This window comes from Alkalispirochaeta alkalica DSM 8900 (genome assembly GCF_000373545.1).
Lineage (GTDB): Bacteria > Spirochaetota > Spirochaetia > DSM-27196 > Alkalispirochaetaceae > Alkalispirochaeta > Alkalispirochaeta alkalica.
The window spans coordinates 96,449-114,789 of the sequence record NZ_KB891760.1 but is presented as its reverse complement, the minus strand read 5'-3'; the positions used below and the strand labels follow the sequence as shown (position 1 = coordinate 114,789).

The following is an 18,341-nucleotide window of genomic DNA, read 5'->3' as shown; positions in this document are numbered from 1 at the left end:
GCCTCTTGTGCCCGAGAGAGGACTTGAACCTCCACGTCCGTAAGGACACTAGACCCTGAACCTAGCGCGTCTACCAGTTCCGCCACTCGGGCAACAACCGTGGACCATGGTAGCGACAGGGGCCTCTTGTGTCAAGCGGTGATGCCCCAAAAACGGCGCGCTACCTCCGCTACGGCCCCCTGGGCTGCGGTCTGGTTCAGCACCAGATCGGCCACACCTTTGAGCTCCTCCCGGGCGTTGGCCACGGCGATACCCACCCCCGCTGTGGCGATCATCTCCAGATCGTTCAGACTGTCTCCCAGGGCTATGGTTTCCTCCAGGGGGATTTCCAGATGGCGGGCCAGCTCGCCCAGGGCAGCGCCCTTGCTTACCCCGGGAGCCATGATCTCCAGGTACTCGGGCTTGGAGAAGACCCCCTCGAAGAGTCCTCCGGCGCGTTTCATCAACTCGTCCCTGTGGTGGGGGAGCTCCCGGGGGTCGCCGATGACGAGCAGCTTGGGCGTTCCCCGGGGAAGGTCTGCCACCATGTCCGGCGTAGGCAGGCACTCCATTCCCGTGTCCCGGGCGTAGCGGGCGCTGCGGGGGTGGTCCTGTTCCGTCAGAAAGGCCTCGTCCCGGTAGCCGTGAACCAGAAGATCTTCACGCCGGGCGTAGTCCATGACGATTTCTACCGCCTCGCGGGAGATCAGGTGTTCAAAGAGGAGGGTATCGGATTGTACGGTGCTTACCCTGGCGCCGTTGAAGGAGATGAGATACTCCGTGTCATCGGCGGGCCCGATCTGCCTGGCGAAGGGGCGCATGCTCACGGTGGCCCTGCCCGAGCTCAGCACAACCGCCACACCCTGACGGTGAAGTAGGGCCAAAGCGCGCCGGTTCACCTCGGGAAAGGAGCCGTCCGGTGCCAGAAGGGTGTCATCAATATCTGTTGCAATCAGTCTGTACATGGCCCGTACTGTACGCTCCCCCGCCGGTCGGTGCAAGATAGGGGCATGGAAGCAACGGGAATAGCGGTAAAAATGCCTGCCCGCATCGAGAATGGGCAGGTAGTGTACGAGATGCGCCTCGAGGACCCCCGGTCAGGGCCGGGAACCTCTCCGGCGGCGGTCCGGACCCTGCCAATCAGCACGTTTCTGGGCAGGCCCCTGCGGCTGGAACACCGGGGTGAGTACGCCTGTGTTCGCTGCGGGACCCCGCTCAAAAGAGTTTTTGGCGAGGGCTTCTGCTATCCCTGCTTCCGGGACGCCCCCGAGGCGGCGGAGTGTATCGTGAGGCCGGAATTGTGCGAGGCCCACCTGGGACGCGGCCGGGATGTTCAGTGGGAAGAGGATCACCATAACCAGCCCCACGCGGTCTACTTTGCCCGGTCCAGCGCGCTCAAGGTGGGGGTTACCAGGCTGACCCAGGTTCCTGTCCGCTGGATAGACCAGGGCGCCTCCTGGGCGGTGGTGATCGCCCGCGTTCCCTACCGTCAGCTTGCGGGCCGGATCGAGGTGGCCATGAAAGAGCTCTACACGGACAGGACCGCCTGGCAACGGATGCTGAAGGACGAGACCCCCGCCGATCCCGTGGATCTGGCCAGGGAGCTTGGGCGGGTTCGGGATCTTCTGAACGGCTCCGATCCAGCCCTGGCGGAGTATCTGGTCCGGCCCGGTGAGGCCGAACCCCTGACGATCTCCTATCCCGTGATCGCTCCGCCCGGCAAGGTCAAGTCAGTGAATCTGGCAAAAACGCCGCTGGTGGAGAGCGTTCTCCAGGGAATCCGGGGGCAGTATCTGATTTTTGAGGGCGGTGCCGTGCTGAACGTGCGCCGGCACAGCGGCTTCCGCCTCCGGATATCCCTGCCCGGGGTCTAGTCGTCGTCGCTGACGATCTCGATCTTCATTCCTCCGGGGTTCCTGACCTCTTCGCGGGAGGGGACTGTGACCTTCAGGATCCCGTTGCGGAAGACCGCCCTGGCCTGTTCCCGGTCAAATTTGTCCTCGGGGACGTAGTATTTCTGGGGAGGAATCGCCTTGAGNTTGAGCCGTCGGTGAAAGAAGATCACCTCTTCTCCGCCGGGGCACGTCTCGGGTTCGGCGGCGCTGAGGACCATGTAGTCGCCGGAAAACTCCAGCGANACCTGGCTGTCCCGGTAGCCCGCCAGGGCAAACTCGAAGACCATGGTCTTGTCGGGGAGCATGTAAATATTNGCCGGGGGAAAGGAGTAGAGCGAATAGTAATTGCGATGCTCCGCTGTTTTCCGGAAATCGAAGCCCAAGTCTCCAAACGTGCTGGTGAGTTCTTCCGTGGCTTCGAAGATGTAATCAAAAAGCTGGCCCAGATCGAGATAATCCTTGTTGTGCATGGTNACACCTCCCTGGTGGTTTGATGCGCTGCGCTCCTGCGGACCCGCAGCAACGGTCCCTTCGGCACCGTCTTTCCTGAATCATTGTACCCCTGAAATATAGCAAAAAACACTGTCCCCGGGGCAGATATGGCAGTACCTTTTCAGAACAGGGGATTTTTTGAGTCTGACCCTGGGGGTGCGCCCCGGGGGGGTGGGAGGAACGAAGGAACAGCGATGGACAAAAATATGACAAAAATACTAAACAAGAGGTCCAGGGCCATGACCCAGGGGATAGAGCGTACGGCGAACCGGGCGATGCTGCGGGCCGTGGGTTTTGGGGACGATGATTTCACCAAGCCCATCGTGGGAATCGCCAGCGCCGACAGCGACGTTAGCCCCTGTAACATGCATCTGGACCAGATCGCCCGGTATTCCCGGTCCCGTCTCAGGGAATCGGGGGCGATGCCTCTCACCTTTCATACCTTCGTGGTGACCGACGGTGAGGCCATGGGCCACGAGGGGATGAAATCATCTCTGGTTTCCCGGGAGGTGATCGCCGATGTGATAGAGCTCTCTGCCCGGGGACACCAGATGGATGGGCTCCTGGGTGTGGGCGGGTGCGACAAGACGATTCCGGGTACGGTCATGGGAATGGCCCGCATGAACGTTCCCTCGGTTTTTGTCTACGGTGGATCTATCGCACCGGGGGTTCACCGGGGAGAGCCCGTGGACATTGTGAGNGCCTTCGAGGCCGTGGGAGCCTGCACGGCGGGAACGATCACCGAGGAGGAGCGCCTTCTTATCGAACGGGCAGCGTGCCCCGGTGCAGGAGCCTGCGGAGGCATGTACACGGCCAATACCATGGCCTCGGCCATGGAGGCTCTGGGCATGAGCATTCCCGGCAGTGCCTCCGTTCCCGCCGTGAGCGAGCACCGGCGGTGGGTCATGGAGGCCAGCGCCGACGCGCTCATGCAATGCCTCAGGGAAGAGATTCTTCCCCGGGATGTCATGACGCGCCGGGCCTTCGAGAACGCCCTGCGCCTGGTTATGGCTCTGGGGGGATCCACCAACGCCGTACTCCATTTTCTGGCGCTGGCCCGGGAGGTAGATGTGGAGCTCTCGATTGACGATTTCAACCACTTCTACGATTCAACTCCCATCGTGACGAACATGAAGCCCGCAGGGCGCTACGTCATGACGGATCTCTACAAGGTTGGCGGGGTCCAGATGGTGATGCGCATGCTCCTGGACGAGGGGCTCCTCCACGGCGATTGCCTCACCGTCACGGGAAAGACCCTGGCGGAAAATCTCGCCAGGGTGCAGGTCCGGCTGGAGGGGCAGGAGGTGGTGCGGAGCTTTGCCGAACCCGAGCAGCCCCGGGGACCCGTGGCCATTCTCAAGGGAAATCTGGCCCCCCAGGGTGCTGTAGTGAAGACCTGCGGTCTGAACGAGTTCAGCCATACCGGTCCTGCCCGGGTCTTTGACAACGAGGAGGAGGCCCTGGAAGCGATTCTCCAGGACCGGATCGTGGCGGGCGACGTGGTGGTGATCCGTTACGAGGGTCCCAAGGGGGGGCCGGGAATGAGGGAAATGCTCTCTCCCACGGCAGCCATAGCCGGGGCGGGGCTCACCAGAGAGGTCGCCCTCGTTACGGACGGGCGGTTTTCCGGCGGGAGTCACGGCATGGTGGTGGGTCACGTTTCTCCCGAAGCCCAGGAGGGAGGCCCTATCGGCCTTATCAGGGACGGCGACATCATCACCATCAGCACCTCCACGAAGGAGCTCACGGTCCATCTGGGAGAGGATGAGCTGGCGCGACGGAGGGCTGACTGGAAGCCCCGAGAAACGGGATACCTCCGGGGAGCGCTCGCCAAGTTTGCCCGTCTGTGCAGCAGCGCTGCCACGGGGGCCGTCACCAGTTGAGAGCCGCGCCTGTTGACAGGGACCGTCGTGCATTATGATCTTCAGGGGAGGTTTTCAGGCCCCTTTCAGAACCCCTCAGGAGCGCTCGATGTGACAAAGGCTGTGTACCTGTTCTGGTCGGTCTTTCTCTGCTGGCTTGTTCCGTTCGGGGTCTTTCTGCCTCCCGGACTGCCGGCGCGGGAACTGTTGGCACGGGAACTGCCGGCGCGGGGTGTGCCGCCACGGGAGATCCCGGCGGATCTGCATCACCGGGTATACCGGGCTTACCTGGAGGGGGATCTCGGCCTCTGGGCCACAGCGATCGAGCGCTTCGAAGCAGCGTCTACCGCCGGCGCCGGGGGGAATGACCTCTTCCCCCTCGTGCTGGCGCGGTACGGTTATATCGGGGCCCTTCTGGGGGAGGGGGAGCAGGATCTGGCCCGGGAGCACCTCGCCAGGGCCCGGCAGGAGATGGCGACCCTGATGGACCAGAGCCCGGACGATCCGCGTCTCTGGGCTCTTCGGGGGGCTTTCAGCGGATTCCGCATCCTTCTGCGGCCCCTCTCGGCGCTTCGTTTCGGTCCGGAGGCCTCCAGATCCCTCGATCGCGCGATGGAACTGGACCCTCGGGAGCCTCTGGTGTGGCTGGAGCGGGCCAACGCGCTTTTTCACAGGCCCGCCGCCTTTGGAGGGAGCAAGGAGGGTGCCCGCGAGTCCTACGGGGAAGCGGTGCGGTTGTTCGAGGAAAACCTGGAACCTGGTCAGGAGTGGCTCTATCTGAATAGTCTGATCGGGCTTGCCAGGAGTCTCTGTCATATTGGTGATAACGAGTCGGCTCTTGCTGCCCTCGAAAGAGCCCTCGCCTTTGAGCCGGACCTGGGGTGGGTCCGGGAGAAACTGCTGCCCGCTCTTGCCGGGGGGTACTGCCAGGGAGATACACCATGAGTTGCAAAGGGAGTGACCTTCACGACCGGATCTTCCGGGAAGGGAGCAAGACCTACTACACGGCGAGCCTCTTTTTCCCCGAATCGGTCAAGCGCGATGTTTTTCTCCTCTACGGCTTCGTACGGGTAGCGGACAACTTTGTGGACCAGCTTCCCCAGGACGCCGAGGGGTTCTTCTCTTTTTGCAGACGCTACCGCCAGGCCTGGGCGCTCGGGCCGGGAGCCTCGACGGAAGACCCCGTTATCGACGGATTTATCGACCTGGCCCGGCGAAAGAACTTCGATCCCGCCTGGATTGATGCCTTCCTCCGGTCCATGGAGTGGGACCTGACCCGCCGCGAATACGACCGGATCGAGGATACCCTGGAGTATATCTATGGCTCCGCCGAGGTGATCGGCCTGTGCATGGCTGCCATACTGGAACTTCCCGAGTCGGCACACCAGAGCGCCCGGGCTCTGGGGCGTTCCATGCAGTACATCAACTTTATCCGGGATATCAACGAGGACCTCGGCCTGGGGCGGCGGTATCTTCCGCTGGAGGGGACTTCCCTGAAGAGCCTCACCGCGGAGGAGGCCCGGGCGCGGCCCGGGGAGTTTGCTGCTTTCCTTCGCGCCCAGTCCCGTCTGTATCGGGTTTGGCAGCGGGAAGGGGAAGCGGGGTATCCTTATCTTCCCAGGCGGGTGCTGATCGCCGTCAAGACAGCTTCGGACATGTACAACTGGACAGCCTCCCGGATCATGAAAGATCCCTTCCTGGTGTATCGTCGCACGATAAAACCCTCGAGACTCCGAATACTCGCCAGGGCTTTCCTGAACACCTGGATCGTACTCTTTCACCGACCCCACCGAAGGGGAGCCGCAGGGCGCTCCGGCGCGGCCGCCAGCGCAGCAGCCGATACCACAGCAGGTGCACCGGCGAGAAGCACCTGAAAGGAGATCGTTCTGGACCCCTATACCCTGATTTCCCTGATCATTTTGGCGGGCCCCCTGGCCCTGAGCTTCGACAGCAGAGTTGCCTTCTACCAGTACTGGCCGGGGGTGGCGGCGGCCTCTCTCCTTGTGGGAGGGCTCTATATCATCTGGGATGTCGGGGTCACCCGCCGGGGCCACTGGAGTTTCAACCCGCGCTACACCGGCACGGCCCGGCTCCTGGGGTTGCCCCGGGGGGAGATCCTCTTCTTTTTCACCGTGCCCTACGCCTGTCTTTTCATCTACGAGGTGGTGGTAGCCTATTTCGGGGACGCGCTCTGGTTTCACTGGTCTCCCTGGTTCAGTGGCCTGCTCCTGCTGGCCTCGGGCCTCGCCGCCTGGCGCTACCGGGGGCAGGGTTACACCCGGCTGGTGATGCTCTCGCTGATCCTCTTTTTTCTGGTGCAGTTCCTGCTGGTGCCCGATCTGCTCGCCACCCGGGCGTTCTGGGTATTTCTTGGCCTGAGTTTCCTCGCCTTCCTGGTCTTTAACGGTCTTTATACGGCCCTGCCCACGATCTGGTATAACCCCCGGGAGATCTGGGGAATCAGGGCGGGGACGATCCCCCTGGAGGATTTCTTCTACAATTTTTCCCTTCTGGGGCTCAGCCTGGTGGTTCATCTCACCCTGCGGGGCGGTCTGCCGTGGCTGCAGTGAAAAAAGCCGGAAATGCTCTGATCATCGGAGCAGGGCTTGGGGGACTTGCGGCGGCCCTGGAGCTTGCCAGCCGGGGCTGGCGCGTTCAGGTTCTTGACCAGAGATCCGGTCCCGGAGGAAAGGCCTTCACGGAGCACCTGGGGCCGTACCGCTTCGACACAGGGCCCAGCCTGCTGACGCTCCTGCCCGTCTTTGATGAGCTCTTTGCCCTGACCGGGGTAGATCGGGAGGCGTATTTTGGCGCACGCCCCCTGGAGGAGATCGCCCGGTACTTCTGGCCCGACGGAACGGCCCTGCGCTCCTTCTCGTCACCCCGAACCCTGGCGGACTCTTTTTCCCGGGCCGGTATTGCCCGGACCAGGGAGGTTCTGGCCTACCTGGAACACTCCCGGAAGCTCTACGAACGGAGCACCCCCCTCTTCCTCTACGATACGATCGACCCCCGCTCGCTCTGGCGCAGACCAGCCCTCTGGCCCCGGCTCCTGGGGATCCTGGGGCTGGATACGGGCCGGACACTCCACGAAGTGCATCGATCCTTCTTTCGGGATAGCCGGGCCCGGCAATTTTTCGACCGCTACGCCACCTACAACGGATCGAACCCCTACGAGGCACCGGGAACACTGGCCCTGATTCCCCACGTGGAATACGGTCTGGGGGCCTGGGCCCCCGAGGGGGGGATCTACACGATTCCCCTGGCCATGGAGCGTCGGGCCCGCGAGATGGGGGTGGAGTTTTGCTACGCCTGCACCGTGGAGGGCCTCGCGCCCCCCGCCGGAGAGGGGGGCGGCTGGATCGCCGAGACCTCCCGGGGGTCTTTCGAGGCCGATGTGCTCTTTTCGAACATCGATCCCCGCGGGTTCTACGGGCTTTTGGGGGATCCTCCCCGGACCAGGCGGTACCAGGTCGAAGACTCCAGACTCAGTTCATCGGCGCTGGTCTTCTATTGGGGCCTGGGGAATACCTATCCACAAACGGGGCTGCACAACATTTTCTTCGGGAGCGATTATCCCGGCGAGTTCCGCAGTATTTTCCAGGACCGTCAGGTCCCGGAGGATCCCACAATCTATGTAAACATCACCGCAAAGTACGTGCCGGGTGATGCTCCCGAGGGATCGGAGAACTGGTTCGTCCTGGTCAATGCGCCTCCCCGGGGTGAGCAGAACTGGGACGAGGTTGTCCCTGCTGTGCGNGAGCGTGTTATCGCCTCGCTGGAAAAGCGTCTGGATCGGGACATCGGCCGGTACATTCAGGAAGAATCCTGGCTCGCTCCTCCCGGAATAGAGGAGCTCACCGGAAGTTGCCGGGGCTCCCTCTACGGCCCCAGTTCAAACCACTGGAAATCAGCCTTTCTGCGACACCCCAACAAGAGTTCCCTCTATCGTCACCTCTATTTCTGCGGAGGATCGGCTCATCCCGGGGGGGGCATGCCCCTGGTTGTCCTTTCGGGGAGGCTGGCCGTGAGAGAGCTCTTGCGGAGCTGGTAAGAACATCCGGGCGGGGATTACCCCGGGTCGGAATCGCCCCGGGCTGGAATTTTGAAGGGAGTGCTTCATGGAGAAAAAGGGTCTGTATACAATTGCGGAGACGCTGGACACAGGCTGGCGCATAGCGGGGGCGCTCTTTTTTGTGCTCTACACCGTGGGCGCCCTGGGACACATCTACGACCCCACCCGGGCTCTTATGCTGGCCATGACCCCCTGGTTTCTGCTGACGCTGGGCGTGGTAACGCTCGTGCCGCTCCTGGTTCAACGGGAGATTACCCTCTGGGTCTGGATCGTCGGAACCTTTCTGGTGACCTACCTGCTGGAAGTTCTGGGGGTCTACACAGGGCTGGTCTTCGGGGGCTACCGCTACGGTCGGGGCATGGGATTCCCCGTCTTTGGGGTTCCTCCCCTGATCGGGTTCAATTGGGTTCTGGTCTGTCTGGGGGCNGCCAGGCTCGTTCAGGGCTGGCGGATTCCGCGCGGAGCAAAGGCGCTGGCTGCGGCTGTTCTGGCCACGGCCTTTGATTATCTCATGGAGCCCGTGGCGATCGCCCTGGGCTACTGGTCCTGGGTTGGTGGCGAGATACCCCTGCAGAATTATGCTGCCTGGTTTCTGATCGCCCTGGGGGCCGGGGTCTGTTACTTTTTTGCTCTTCCCGGGGTCAAGACCAGGCTTCCTCCGGTTCATCTGGGGGCCCAGATGCTCTTTTTCCTGATTCTCCGGATCTTCGGGGGCGTTTAGGTCCGGCCCGCCTCCTGGGACTCCTTCTTGGGCTTTCTCTTGTACAGGTGTTCGTCCGCCTTCTGTATGACCTCCTCTATGGAGCCCTCGAGGTGCGTGGCGTAGCCGAAGGCGATAGACAGCTCCTCCCGGGAATAGCGCTCCTCCAGCTCCCGGAAGTCCCTTCTGATGCGTCTTTCCAGCGTCCGGGCCTGGGTGAGGGTGGTGTCGTGGAGAAGCAGGATAAACTCGTCTCCCCCGTAGCGAATGGCCAGGTCCTCTCTCCGGCAGGAGGATTGAAGAATTCGGGAAAAGGAAAGAAGCACCGAATCGCCCGCAGGGTGTCCCCAGGTGTCGTTGATTCTCTTGAAATTATTCAGATCCATCAGGACAAGGCAAAAGGAACGGGGGGAGTAATGGCTGAGGACCTCGTAAAAATATCGCCGGTTATAGAGCCCGGTGTGGGGGTCGGTGATGGAGAGAGTGTAGATCCGCCGGTTCTCGTGGCTGAAATAGCGGTTAATCATGTGGAGGGCGACAACTATGATCGAGGTCGCGACAAGAAAGTGCAGAGCCAGATCGAGGGAGCGCTCCCCCGGCGCTGCGTAGGGAGCAAACTGCAGCGGCCGCAGGGGCTCGTAGAGAACGAGCAGGAGGGTGATGGCCAGCGACGAGAGGGGGAAGAGGTAGTCCCGGGGGTCCAGGGCCAGGCAAACCATAATCACGATGAAGGCCAGGGCATAGAAGGGCATGGCGCTGTGCGATCCCGGAGATGTTAGCCACGCCAGGGGAAGGTAGACCCAGGCAAGGCCTGCCATGTAGAGCCTCCTTGTCCAGGCGGCCTGGATCAGCCCCGTGTATCGTGAGTGGCTCAGAAAAAAACGTGACAGAAAGGGGAGGGCGTGGAAGCAGGCCGCCACCAGGGGCAGCCAGATATTAACGGCAGGCCGCTTGTTCAGGGCGTTCACCAGGGCAGCAAGAGCAAAGGCCGTGCCGGTAAAAGTCAGAACGATTCTGAAAATCCGTGTTTTTATCTCTCGGGAATACCTGTTCTGCAGGTGACGCCAGTCCACAGGATCCTTGCCTTTCTCTGTTTTCTCCGGAACAGGGTTCGCTGGAAATTCTCTGCGAAAGAAAATAATAGGGTGATCTCTACCGTGCTGGCAAGAAGATTTCCTCTCGGGGCGTGCAATTAATCAGGAATCATTCCGGTTCTTTTTTTAAAAAAGCCCAAATGTAAATACCAAAAGCTGAGAAAGTTGGTAAATGAATCTTTTATGCATTGACAGCATTTNCGTCGGTAGTATCATAAAGCAAAGACCTTTCAAGAGGAGGAGCGTTTTGATCGCAAAAAATTCAGGATCAAGATTAATGGGTATTGCAGGAGTGATCGCTTTTTTAGTGGCACCATCGGTTCTCTTTGCCGGTGGGTCGGGAGAAAAAGGGACCGATCAAGTTACACTCAGGATTGGAGAGCATCCGGGGCCTCACGTAGCACCCATGGAAGACTACTTCATTCCTCGCTATGAAGAGGAGACGGGGATTCGCATAGAGATGGAGGTTCTCCCTCCTGACCAGGTCTGGCAGCGGTTCCAGATGGACGCTCCCGATGGTGAGTGGGATATTGGCTACCACAGCCCCGGCTGGTTCGGATACTTTTACGAACATGTTGCAGACCTGACCCCTCATATGGCCCGNCACGGTTTTGATCCCTACCAGAACTATTCCGAGGCTGTTATCCAGTCTCATATGGTAAACGAGATGTTGCGCCCTGGTGAGATCATCGCGCTGGCCCGGAATCCCCAGTCGCCTATCATGGCGTATCGAACTGACTGGTTCGAGCACCCCCAGGAGCGGGATGCCTTCCGCCAGAAATACGGTCGCGATCTGGAGCCGCCCACCACCTGGGAAGAGCTCTATCAGGTAGCATCCTTTTTCACCAGGTCCGCAGGGGAAACTGTGGCAGGGACAACCCTTCGGAATGATCTCTACGGGTACTCCGCCTCGATCAGCGAGCCGGGAGGAATGGCGAGAGCCTTTCTGGCAATCGTAAAATCCATGGGGCTCGACGGGTTCGATGAAGAGTTTCAAACCGATCTTGACGATCCGCTTCTGCTGGAAGGGGTCGAATATTGGACCCGGCTTGTTCGCGATACCTTTCCAGAGGACGCCCTGGCGTGGAACTTCCTGGAACACCTTGATTTCTTTGCCAGTGGGCGCCTTGCCATGGCAGAACTCTGGCCCGAGGGAGTAATGACAGTCGAGAGTGGCGCTTCCGAGGGGAATGTGGGGTACGCAGTATTGCCCCAGTGGCCAGGAAACCGGAAAAACCTCCCTGTGGGGCGCTCTTTTCTGGGTGGTGGGGGTGTGCTCGTCTTTGATACTCCCAATCAGGACCACGCCTACGATTTTCTGCACTGGCTTCTGGTTGAGAATGCCGTGGAGTTCACCATGATGACGGCCATGTTCGCCCTGAACGAGCAGTTCGAGAATCGGGAGATTCTTGAATCCCGTCCCTTCTATGCCGAGTTTCTGCCGGTTTTTCAGCAGCAGATGAAGCATGCCTTTCCCCGGCAGCCTATTGCAGAGTGGGGTGAGGTTATGTATACCCCGGTAGGTCAGTTTGCATCGGACGTTTTCTTCGGCGTTGAAACACCTCAGGCTGCGCAGCAGCGATTGGTCCGGAATATGAATAGCGTGTTTCGTCGGGAAGGCTACCTGAAGTAGGACAAAACAAAGAGTTCAGGGTTCTGCCGACTGTGCGCGGTCGGCAGAATTTTCTCAGATGATTTACTGGCCTTTTCCGAGGCGCGCGCATCCGGAAAGATTGGTGCAGGAGCTGCGAATGGCAACACAAAGATATTTCCGTCCCTGGTATTTCATATTTCCCGGGGCGATGCTGGGCCTGATCACTCTGGGGTATCCCATCGTTCAGGCGATCTACCACAGTTTCCATGCCGTAACCATGCGAAGACTTGGGGATGGGGTCTTCGTCGGAATGGATAACTTCGTGCAACTTTTTGGGGATCACCTTTTTTTGAGGTCGATTATGGCAACCATCTCCTTCACCCTGGGGAGCACAGTTCTGGCAGTAGCTTTTGGACTTTTTATCGCGAGTGTCATGAGCAGCCAGGGTATTCGGGGTACTGCTCTGGCCAGATTTTTTATGGCCTTCTTTCTTGTTCCCTTTGTTACCACCCAAGTTGTGACGGGCATTCTGGGTCGTCTGTACGTGTGGCAGAGCAGTTACGGTCTGGTTAACTTTCTGCTCGAGACGATTGGTCTGGAACGGGTAAGATGGCTTACCAGTATGGATCACGCCATGACCGCTACAGTGGTAACCAATGGCTGGCGCATGGCCCCTTTGGCCCTGCTCATCTTTTATGCGGCTCTGGCCACGATTCCCGATGAGATCGTCGAATCAGCTGAGGTCGATGGGGCGTCTTTTCTCACGCTCTGGTTTCGCATCAAGTATCCCATGATCCGCTTTCACCTGGGCTTTGTCTCTCTGATCATTCTGACCTCGGCGTTCAGGGAGTTTGATGTAATTTATGGACTCACTGGTGGTGGTCCTGGGCGCTCTACCGAGGTGTTGAGTATTCTGGTGTACCGACTGGGTGTTACGCAGGGGAATATGGGTATGGCCAACGCTGTGTCAGTGACGATGCTGGTAATCGTCTCGGTTATTACTATTGCAGCAGTAAAGATCGGAAAACTTGGAGCAATGAGCGAGTAAACTATGGGTGAAGCACAAAGGAAAATAAAGAATTATCGCTTGCGTCGACGCCTTTCCTACGGAGGGCGACTGGCTATTCTTCTTGGCTGGCTTGCTGTCTGCGTAGTCCCCATCCTGATTCTCGTGATGGCCTCGCTGAAGCCGACAAATCTCTTTCAGACGATTCCCGAGATTCTTTCGTTTCAGGGAATGACTCTGGAGAATTACAGCCGGGCTCTGCGGGGAGGGAACTTCTTCCTGTATCTGCGTAATAGTATGATAATTTCCCTGAGCGCTTTAGTGGTGGTCCTGGTAGTTTGCACACCCATGGCCTACGGAATTACCCGGCTCCCTTCAATTCGGCAAAAAAATATTGTGGTTTTCTCTGTGCTGAGTACGCGGTTTCTTCCCTATGTTGTTCTGGCCATGCCCATGTTCATGCTCTTCCGGCAACTGGGAATCTCGGGAACGCTTACGGGGGTTATTCTGGCGCATCTGGCAATGCAGATGCCCATGATCGTATGGCTCATGCTGGGGTTCTTTTCGGGAATACCCCTGGAGGTGGAAGAAGCTGCCGTCATCGATGGGTGCTCGCCCTTCCAGACGTTCTGGCGAATCTCTCTTCCCATGGTTTTGCCGGGATTGAATGCATCGGCCATTCTGGCGCTTATCATTTCATATAACGAGTTTCTCTTTGCCTTTTTTCTGGCGGGCAGGAACACGCAACCTCTGACGGTAGGGATCACCCGTTTTGTCGGCGGGGTCGATGTGGGAGCACAGTACGGAGTTGTTGCTGCCTACGGCAGCCTGATCATTATTCCCATCATTCTCTTTGCGCTTGTGGCAAACCGGTATATTGTGAGCGGCCTTACCCAGGGTGCTGTGAAAGGGTAACAGGGGACATGACAGATCGTATTCTCGTTGGTATCGATATAGGTACATCCAGTGTAAAAGTTTGTCTTCTCCAGGAGAAGAAAGGAGGCGTTCTGGGAGAGGGGCGCGGTTCCTATCCCACCTGTTCTCCCCGACCGGGGTGGGCTGAACAGGACCCCGAGGCCTGGTGGCAGGCCACGNTGGATGCCCTTNNTCAGGCGCTTCAGGAGGCTCGAAGTGCCCCGGAAAGCCGGGANGTGATCCTGGAAATAGAAGGGATCGGCGTTACCGGGCAGATGCATTCGTTTGTTCTTCTTGACCGCCATCACCGGATTATTCGGCCCGCCGTGACCTGGATGGATTCCCGGGCAAAGGGNTTGATTCCGGAGTTTCATCAGATGATCAACGGGGGCAAGCTGAAAGGAAGCCTGNTCAACCATCCCTCGCCGGGGCTTACGGCGCTACCTCTTCTGTGGCTTTCAAGATACGAACCGGATGCACTGGCTCGGGCGTCGGNCCTGCTCTCGGCCAAGGATTTCATCCGTTTTCGCCTTACCGGTGGGATCGCTGCTGATCCAACCGATGGATCGGCCACGCTGTTATTCGATCTTCCCCGTCGGGGATGGCTCGAAGATGTGGATCGTCTTCTTGGTCTTCCCGGGGATATCCTTCCGTCTCTTCAGGATTCCTGGACCCAGGGCGGGGTGTTGCGGAAGGAGCTTTTCCCCGTTTTTGGAGTCACCCGGGCAGTTCCTGTTGCTCTGGGATGTGGGGATCAGCAAGCGGCTGCCGTTGCCACTGGAATGATCACTCCCGGGGTGGTGCAGATGATGCTGGGAACGGGTGGCCAGATTTCCTCCCCCCTGGATAGGTGCCCCCGGGCGATTCCTTCGGGGCTTAATCTCTTTTGCCACCATCAGAACTGGCTGGTCCAGGGGAGTGTGCAGAATGCGGGCTCTGCTCTGACCTGGGTGCAACAGGTGATGAAAGCCTCCTGGCAGGAAATCGAACAGGCGGTGGCGCAAATACGAACCGGACGGAGGAGAAGGGGCGACTCATCGCCACCCTTTTTTGTCCCCTATCTGACAGGAGAGCGTTCTCCCGTGACGGATCCTTCAGCGACGGGGAGTTGGATGCTCCTTCGCCAGAGTACCTCCAGGGAAGAGTTACTCTATGCGGCTCTGGAGGGTGTCGTTTTCAGTCTCACCGAGGCCCTCGGCAAGGTGCGCGGGGTTCTTCCTTCATCGGTTGCGACCGGTTCCGGTGGCGATTATGTGCGTCTGGGGGGCGGGGGGACCCGTTCCGAGGCCTACGTGCAGCTTCTGTGTGATTCTGTGGGGGAACCTCTGGCGATTCTGCCCGAGNTGAACTCCACAGCACGAGGTGCCGCGCTGTTGGGAGGTGTTGCGGCGGGATGTTACGCCTCTCTTGANGAGGGAGTTCGGGCGCTTGCTATCGAGCCTGAACGTATTGTANACCCCGAGACCGGTGAGACGGACTGGTTGCGGGAGCGGCGCGAGATCGGGAAGGGGAATCCTCCGAGNTCGTAAACCCGGAGAAAAATTCCCCCNGAATTCATTGCTCCGGGGGACTATTAGCTCATCATGAGGGTATGATCGAGGAATCCCGCACCAGAAATTCCGGCTCTGCGCAGATTTTTGCTGGTGCTCGCCGGGGGTTCTGGAGTCGCAGGAGCATGGTCTCCACGGCGAGTTCACCCAGGGTTGCACAGGGCTGGCGCAGGGTGGTGAGGGGAATGCGGGCGTATTCGGAATATTTCACGTTGTCAAATCCGATAATCCGCAGGTCCCGGGGAATCTCCAGTTTCAGCCGGTAGGCTGTGTGCATCAGGGCGATCGCCGTGGCATCGTTGGCACAGATAATGTTCCGGGCACCGTCGTCTACCAGGGCCTGTGTAAAGGAGTCTTCCTGGGGCTCCCCGATGTGGACCCACTGGCTGTCCATGGAGATGCCCCGTTCGGCCAGGGCAAGCCGGACTCCCTGGAGGCGTTCACCTACGGTATAGGCGGACTTCTCGCGGTAGAGGAAGTCGATCCGTTGGGCTCCCTGGTCAAGATAGTGGAGGGCTGCCAGATAGCCTGCCCGGGTATTGTCGATCCCCACCAGATCGAAGGAGCTCCGCCGGGGAAAGGGGAGGTAGTCGCTGTCGAGCATCACCACCGGTATTCCTGACTTCTCCAGNTGTTGGACGATCCGGGCGTTGGTCTCTTCCCGGGTGGGTACCAGCTCCAGAGGCACAAAGAAGAGGCCGTCCACGCCTTGGGCGATGTAGCGCAGGCAGACCTCCTCGAAATCCGAGGCGATCGTCTCGGTCCCGTGGGCCGAGGAGTCTCCCCAGAGNAGATGGAAGTCGTGGAGGCGTGAGAGCTGGGCGATCCGTCCNCAGATGGGTTCNAAAATTTCCGTTACTCCCAGTTTGGGGATCAGCAGGCCGAAGTACCTGGCGGTGCTGCTTTTCTCNGTGTCCATCCGCGAGAGGGGACTCACGAAACTNCCTGACCCCGCCCGTCGGCTGATAAACCCTTCCTGCTGAAGCCGCGTCAGGGCCTTTGCAACGGTTGGGCGCGATACCTGGTAGCGCTCCACCAGTTCCCGCTCGGTGGGCAGTTGTGCGCCCGGCGGAAAGACGCCCCGGGTGATCTCTTCCAGGAGGTTGTCGTAGATTTGCTGATGTTTTGGCTTATTTTGTGTATACATAATGATCGATTTGAGTATACCACAGAAGGTCTGTTTTCGCACCATCGTCGTGCATCCAGGATGCCCGGGGTGTTGCCTCAGGGTGGACGAGGTCTCTGCGGGCCAGTAGGATAGCGCCCTATGAAGATACTCTACGTGGCGGAGATTGTGGGAAAACCCGGGCTCCATTGCCTGAAATCCATCGTCCCGGCGATGNGGGAAGACCGGAAGATAGACCTGGTAATCGCCAACGGCGATAGCGTTACCGGCGGGTTCGGCCTCGGAAAAAACCACTCGATCATGTTGAAGAAGATGGGGGTCGATGTGATNACCGGCGGGGATCAGCTCTTTTTCAAGAAAGACATGACCGAACACATCGATCAGGCCCCCTGGATTCTGCGCCCGGCGAATCTCTGTCCCGATACGCCCGGACGGGGCTGGCGCCACTACACCGTCACCCCCGGAAAGGGGGATCCGCCCGAAGAAGAGACCCCGGAAACGGAGGTGGTCCCGGAACGCGTGGCCGTCATCAGCCTTTTGGGTCAATCGGGGTTCGACCGAATCCACGGGAGCAATCCCTACGATACCCTCTCTTCCCTGGTTGATCGGTTGAAGAAGAGAGCCTGCGCGATCATTCTGGACTTTCACGCCACCACGACGGCCGAGAAGTACACCATGTTTCACCACGCCGACGGGATGGTTACCGCCGTAATAGGCAGCGGTCAGCGGGTTCAGACGGCCGACGCCCAGGTGATGCCCTCGGGTACGGCTGTTATCTGCGATGCCGGGCGCACGGGGAGCAGGAGTAGTGTTGGAGGCTTTGCCCCGGGGCCGGAGATCAAGAAGTATCTTTCCCGGTTGTCGGCGAAGTCCGAGGAGTCCTGGGAGGATCTNCATCTCCAGGGTGTCCTGCTGGAGGTCGATTCGGCCACGGGATATCTTCTGAGCTTTGAGGCGATCAGTCTGCCGTGTCAGCCTCCGGCGTGAAATACCACGCGGGCCGGGTGATGCGCTGGAACCCGGACCAGCGGGACCTGCTGGTGCTGCCCCGAAAAGAGGGGTGCCGCGCCTGCGGGGGGGATCGGTGCAACAGACGACACCGGCTCCTGCGAGTCGCCGTNCCGNCGGGGATCCCCGCTCCCCGGCCGGGGGAGATGGTTCGATTTTATACGCCCCCCGGGGCGTTTTTGCGCGGGCTTGTGCGCTTTCCCGGGGCACCACTGGCAGCGGGGGTGTTCTGGCGGGTCTTTCTGCCCGGAGGTACCGCGCTCGCTCTTCTGGCTGGTGCTGNCGTTNTGGGGGTGGTCCTCGTCCGGGGTTCCTCCTGGCAGGACCTACCGGTGCTCCATACCGCTTCCGGGGGCAGCCCCGCTCCCGCAGAGAGGGCATCCTCCGNGGACCCTCTCAAACCCGAAGATCTCCGCCAGGATGTGTGAGACCTCGTCCTTGACGTTGTCCATATCGGCCGGTGCTCCCCGCAGCTTCTGAAGAGATGTCTGCCCCCTGTCGGTGATCCCGCAGGGTATAATCCAGGAAAAATGGGAGAGATCGGTGTTTACGTTACAGGCAAAGCCGTGAAAGGTAACTCGTTGCCGCAGGGCAACCCCCAGGGCGGTGATCTTCTCGTTGCCCACCCATACCCCCCGGTGCAGGGGATCCCGNTGTGCCTGGATGGCGTAGTGCCGGTCCAGNAGGAGGATAAAGGCCTCCTCCAGAAGGTGAACATAGAGCTTGAGGCTCCGTAGATGCTGGCGGAGGTCCACGATCAGGTACCCCACCAGTTGTCCCGGACCGTGGTACGTGGCTTCCCCGCCCCGCTCGATGCGTTCGATCGTTGCTCCCGCCTTGTGGAGCACCTCTGGGGGCGCCAGGACATCGCCTTCGTCGGCGCTCCGGCCCAGGGTGATCACGGGAGGATGTTCCAGAAGCAACAGCGTATCGGGGATATCCCCCTGCTGGCGTTTGCTCACCAGCTCGTGTTGGAGCGNCAGAGCCTCCCNGTAGGGAACCATGCCAAGATCGTGCACCGCCAGGGGAGCCCCCTGTCCAAGAG

General features: G+C 59.9%; 17 protein-coding genes and 1 tRNA gene. 12 read left to right on the top strand and 6 right to left on the bottom strand.

Annotated elements, in window-relative coordinates; translation table 11 throughout:
- Positions 1 to 8 precede the first annotated feature (8 nt).
- Positions 9 to 92: transfer RNA gene (locus B071_RS0114165), tRNA-Leu, on the bottom strand.
- 39 nt (positions 93 to 131) lie between these two features.
- Positions 132 to 944 (bottom strand): Cof-type HAD-IIB family hydrolase, encoded by an 813-nt coding sequence (locus B071_RS0114160; protein WP_018527728.1) that lies wholly within the window; start codon positions 942 to 944, stop codon positions 132 to 134.
- A 45-nt stretch (positions 945 to 989) separates the two neighbouring features.
- On the opposite strand from B071_RS0114160, the gene B071_RS0114155 reads away from it, so the two are divergent.
- Positions 990 to 1,853 (top strand): DUF2797 domain-containing protein, encoded by an 864-nt coding sequence (locus B071_RS0114155; RefSeq protein ID WP_018527727.1) that lies wholly within the window; start codon positions 990 to 992, stop codon positions 1,851 to 1,853.
- On the opposite strand, the gene B071_RS20535 is transcribed toward B071_RS0114155, so the two are convergent.
- Positions 1,850 to 2,161, bottom strand: coding sequence for an Hsp20 family protein (locus tag B071_RS20535; protein ID WP_438829744.1), 312 nt, complete (start codon positions 2,159 to 2,161; stop codon positions 1,850 to 1,852). The genes B071_RS0114155 and B071_RS20535 overlap by 4 nt on opposite strands.
- 312 nt (positions 2,162 to 2,473) lie before the next feature.
- Here B071_RS20535 and ilvD point away from each other — a divergent pair, with 312 nt between their 5' ends.
- The 6 genes from ilvD to B071_RS18760 all read left to right on the top strand — a co-directional run bounded on the left by ilvD (position 2,474) and on the right by B071_RS18760 (position 9,024).
- Positions 2,474 to 4,249: a dihydroxy-acid dehydratase gene (ilvD, locus tag B071_RS0114145; RefSeq protein WP_438829737.1), complete on the top strand. Its 1,776-nt coding sequence runs from the start codon at positions 2,474 to 2,476 to the stop codon at positions 4,247 to 4,249.
- Positions 4,250 to 4,339: 90 nt separating this feature from the next.
- Entirely contained in the window at positions 4,340 to 5,173 is an 834-nt protein-coding gene (locus tag B071_RS0114140) for a tetratricopeptide repeat protein (protein WP_157703268.1), read from the top strand.
- A complete protein-coding gene (locus B071_RS0114135) occupies positions 5,170 to 6,102 on the top strand; it encodes a phytoene/squalene synthase family protein (RefSeq protein WP_018527723.1) in 933 nt (310 codons plus the stop codon). Before B071_RS0114140 ends, B071_RS0114135 begins: the two co-directional genes overlap by 4 nt.
- Positions 6,103 to 6,108: 6 nt before the next feature.
- Positions 6,109 to 6,798, top strand: coding sequence for a lycopene cyclase domain-containing protein (locus tag B071_RS0114130; protein ID WP_322785988.1), 690 nt, complete (start codon positions 6,109 to 6,111; stop codon positions 6,796 to 6,798).
- Complete coding sequence (locus B071_RS0114125; RefSeq protein WP_018527721.1) at positions 6,786 to 8,282, top strand: phytoene desaturase family protein; 1,497 nt, start codon at positions 6,786 to 6,788, stop codon at positions 8,280 to 8,282. Before B071_RS0114130 ends, B071_RS0114125 begins: the two co-directional genes overlap by 13 nt.
- A 67-nt stretch (positions 8,283 to 8,349) precedes the next feature.
- Positions 8,350 to 9,024 carry a carotenoid biosynthesis protein gene (locus B071_RS18760; RefSeq protein ID WP_018527720.1) on the top strand — a complete coding sequence of 225 codons (675 nt, stop codon included), beginning with the start codon at positions 8,350 to 8,352 and terminating at the stop codon, positions 9,022 to 9,024.
- Here the strand turns inward: B071_RS18760 and B071_RS18755 are convergent.
- Positions 9,021 to 10,076 carry a GGDEF domain-containing protein gene (locus B071_RS18755; protein WP_018527719.1) on the bottom strand — a complete coding sequence of 352 codons (1,056 nt, stop codon included), beginning with the start codon at positions 10,074 to 10,076 and terminating at the stop codon, positions 9,021 to 9,023. The genes B071_RS18760 and B071_RS18755 overlap by 4 nt on opposite strands.
- Before the next feature lie 193 nt (positions 10,077 to 10,269).
- Here B071_RS18755 and B071_RS0114110 point away from each other — a divergent pair, with 193 nt between their 5' ends.
- From B071_RS0114110 to B071_RS0114095, 4 genes are all read left to right on the top strand, one after another.
- Positions 10,270 to 11,730 carry an ABC transporter substrate-binding protein gene (locus tag B071_RS0114110; protein ID WP_083915012.1) on the top strand — a complete coding sequence of 487 codons (1,461 nt, stop codon included), beginning with the start codon at positions 10,270 to 10,272 and terminating at the stop codon, positions 11,728 to 11,730.
- Between the two features lie 118 nt (positions 11,731 to 11,848).
- On the top strand, positions 11,849 to 12,739 hold the full coding sequence (locus B071_RS0114105) for a carbohydrate ABC transporter permease (RefSeq protein WP_018527717.1): 891 nt from the start codon (positions 11,849 to 11,851) through the stop codon (positions 12,737 to 12,739).
- A gap of 3 nt (positions 12,740 to 12,742) precedes the next feature.
- The gene (locus B071_RS0114100; RefSeq protein ID WP_103680044.1) at positions 12,743 to 13,612 is read left to right on the top strand and encodes a carbohydrate ABC transporter permease; all 870 of its coding nucleotides are present in this window, start codon (positions 12,743 to 12,745) and stop codon (positions 13,610 to 13,612) included.
- A gap of 8 nt (positions 13,613 to 13,620) precedes the next feature.
- Positions 13,621 to 15,141, top strand: a complete 1,521-nt coding sequence (locus B071_RS0114095; RefSeq protein ID WP_018527715.1) for a xylulokinase — start codon at positions 13,621 to 13,623, stop codon at positions 15,139 to 15,141.
- A gap of 52 nt (positions 15,142 to 15,193) precedes the next feature.
- Here B071_RS0114095 and B071_RS0114090 read toward each other — a convergent pair whose 3' ends face one another.
- On the bottom strand, positions 15,194 to 16,309 hold the full coding sequence (locus B071_RS0114090; protein WP_026245258.1) for a GntR family transcriptional regulator: 1,116 nt from the start codon (positions 16,307 to 16,309) through the stop codon (positions 15,194 to 15,196).
- Between the two features lie 120 nt (positions 16,310 to 16,429).
- Between B071_RS0114090 and B071_RS0114085 the strand changes: the two genes are divergently transcribed.
- On the top strand, positions 16,430 to 17,275 hold the full coding sequence (locus B071_RS0114085) for a TIGR00282 family metallophosphoesterase (protein ID WP_018527713.1): 846 nt from the start codon (positions 16,430 to 16,432) through the stop codon (positions 17,273 to 17,275).
- 347 nt (positions 17,276 to 17,622) lie between these two features.
- Here the strand turns inward: B071_RS0114085 and lipB are convergent, their stop codons facing one another.
- Positions 17,623 to 18,315, bottom strand: a complete 693-nt coding sequence (gene lipB / locus B071_RS17890; RefSeq protein WP_438829743.1) for a lipoyl(octanoyl) transferase LipB — start codon at positions 18,313 to 18,315, stop codon at positions 17,623 to 17,625.
- Positions 18,316 to 18,341 lie beyond the last annotated feature (26 nt).

Bases quoted from the DNA above. Each gene is read 5' to 3' on its own strand.
- B071_RS0114160 (WP_018527728.1), bottom strand. From the start codon at position 944: ATGTACAGACTGATTGCAACAGATATTGATGACACCCTTCTGGCACCG.
- B071_RS0114155 (WP_018527727.1), top strand. From the start codon at position 990: ATGGAAGCAACGGGAATAGCGGTAAAAATGCCTGCCCGCATCGAGAAT.
- B071_RS0114135 (WP_018527723.1), top strand. From the start codon at position 5,170: ATGAGTTGCAAAGGGAGTGACCTTCACGACCGGATCTTCCGGGAAGGG.
- B071_RS0114105 (WP_018527717.1), top strand. From the start codon at position 11,849: ATGGCAACACAAAGATATTTCCGTCCCTGGTATTTCATATTTCCCGGG.
- B071_RS0114100 (WP_103680044.1), top strand. From the start codon at position 12,743: ATGGGTGAAGCACAAAGGAAAATAAAGAATTATCGCTTGCGTCGACGC.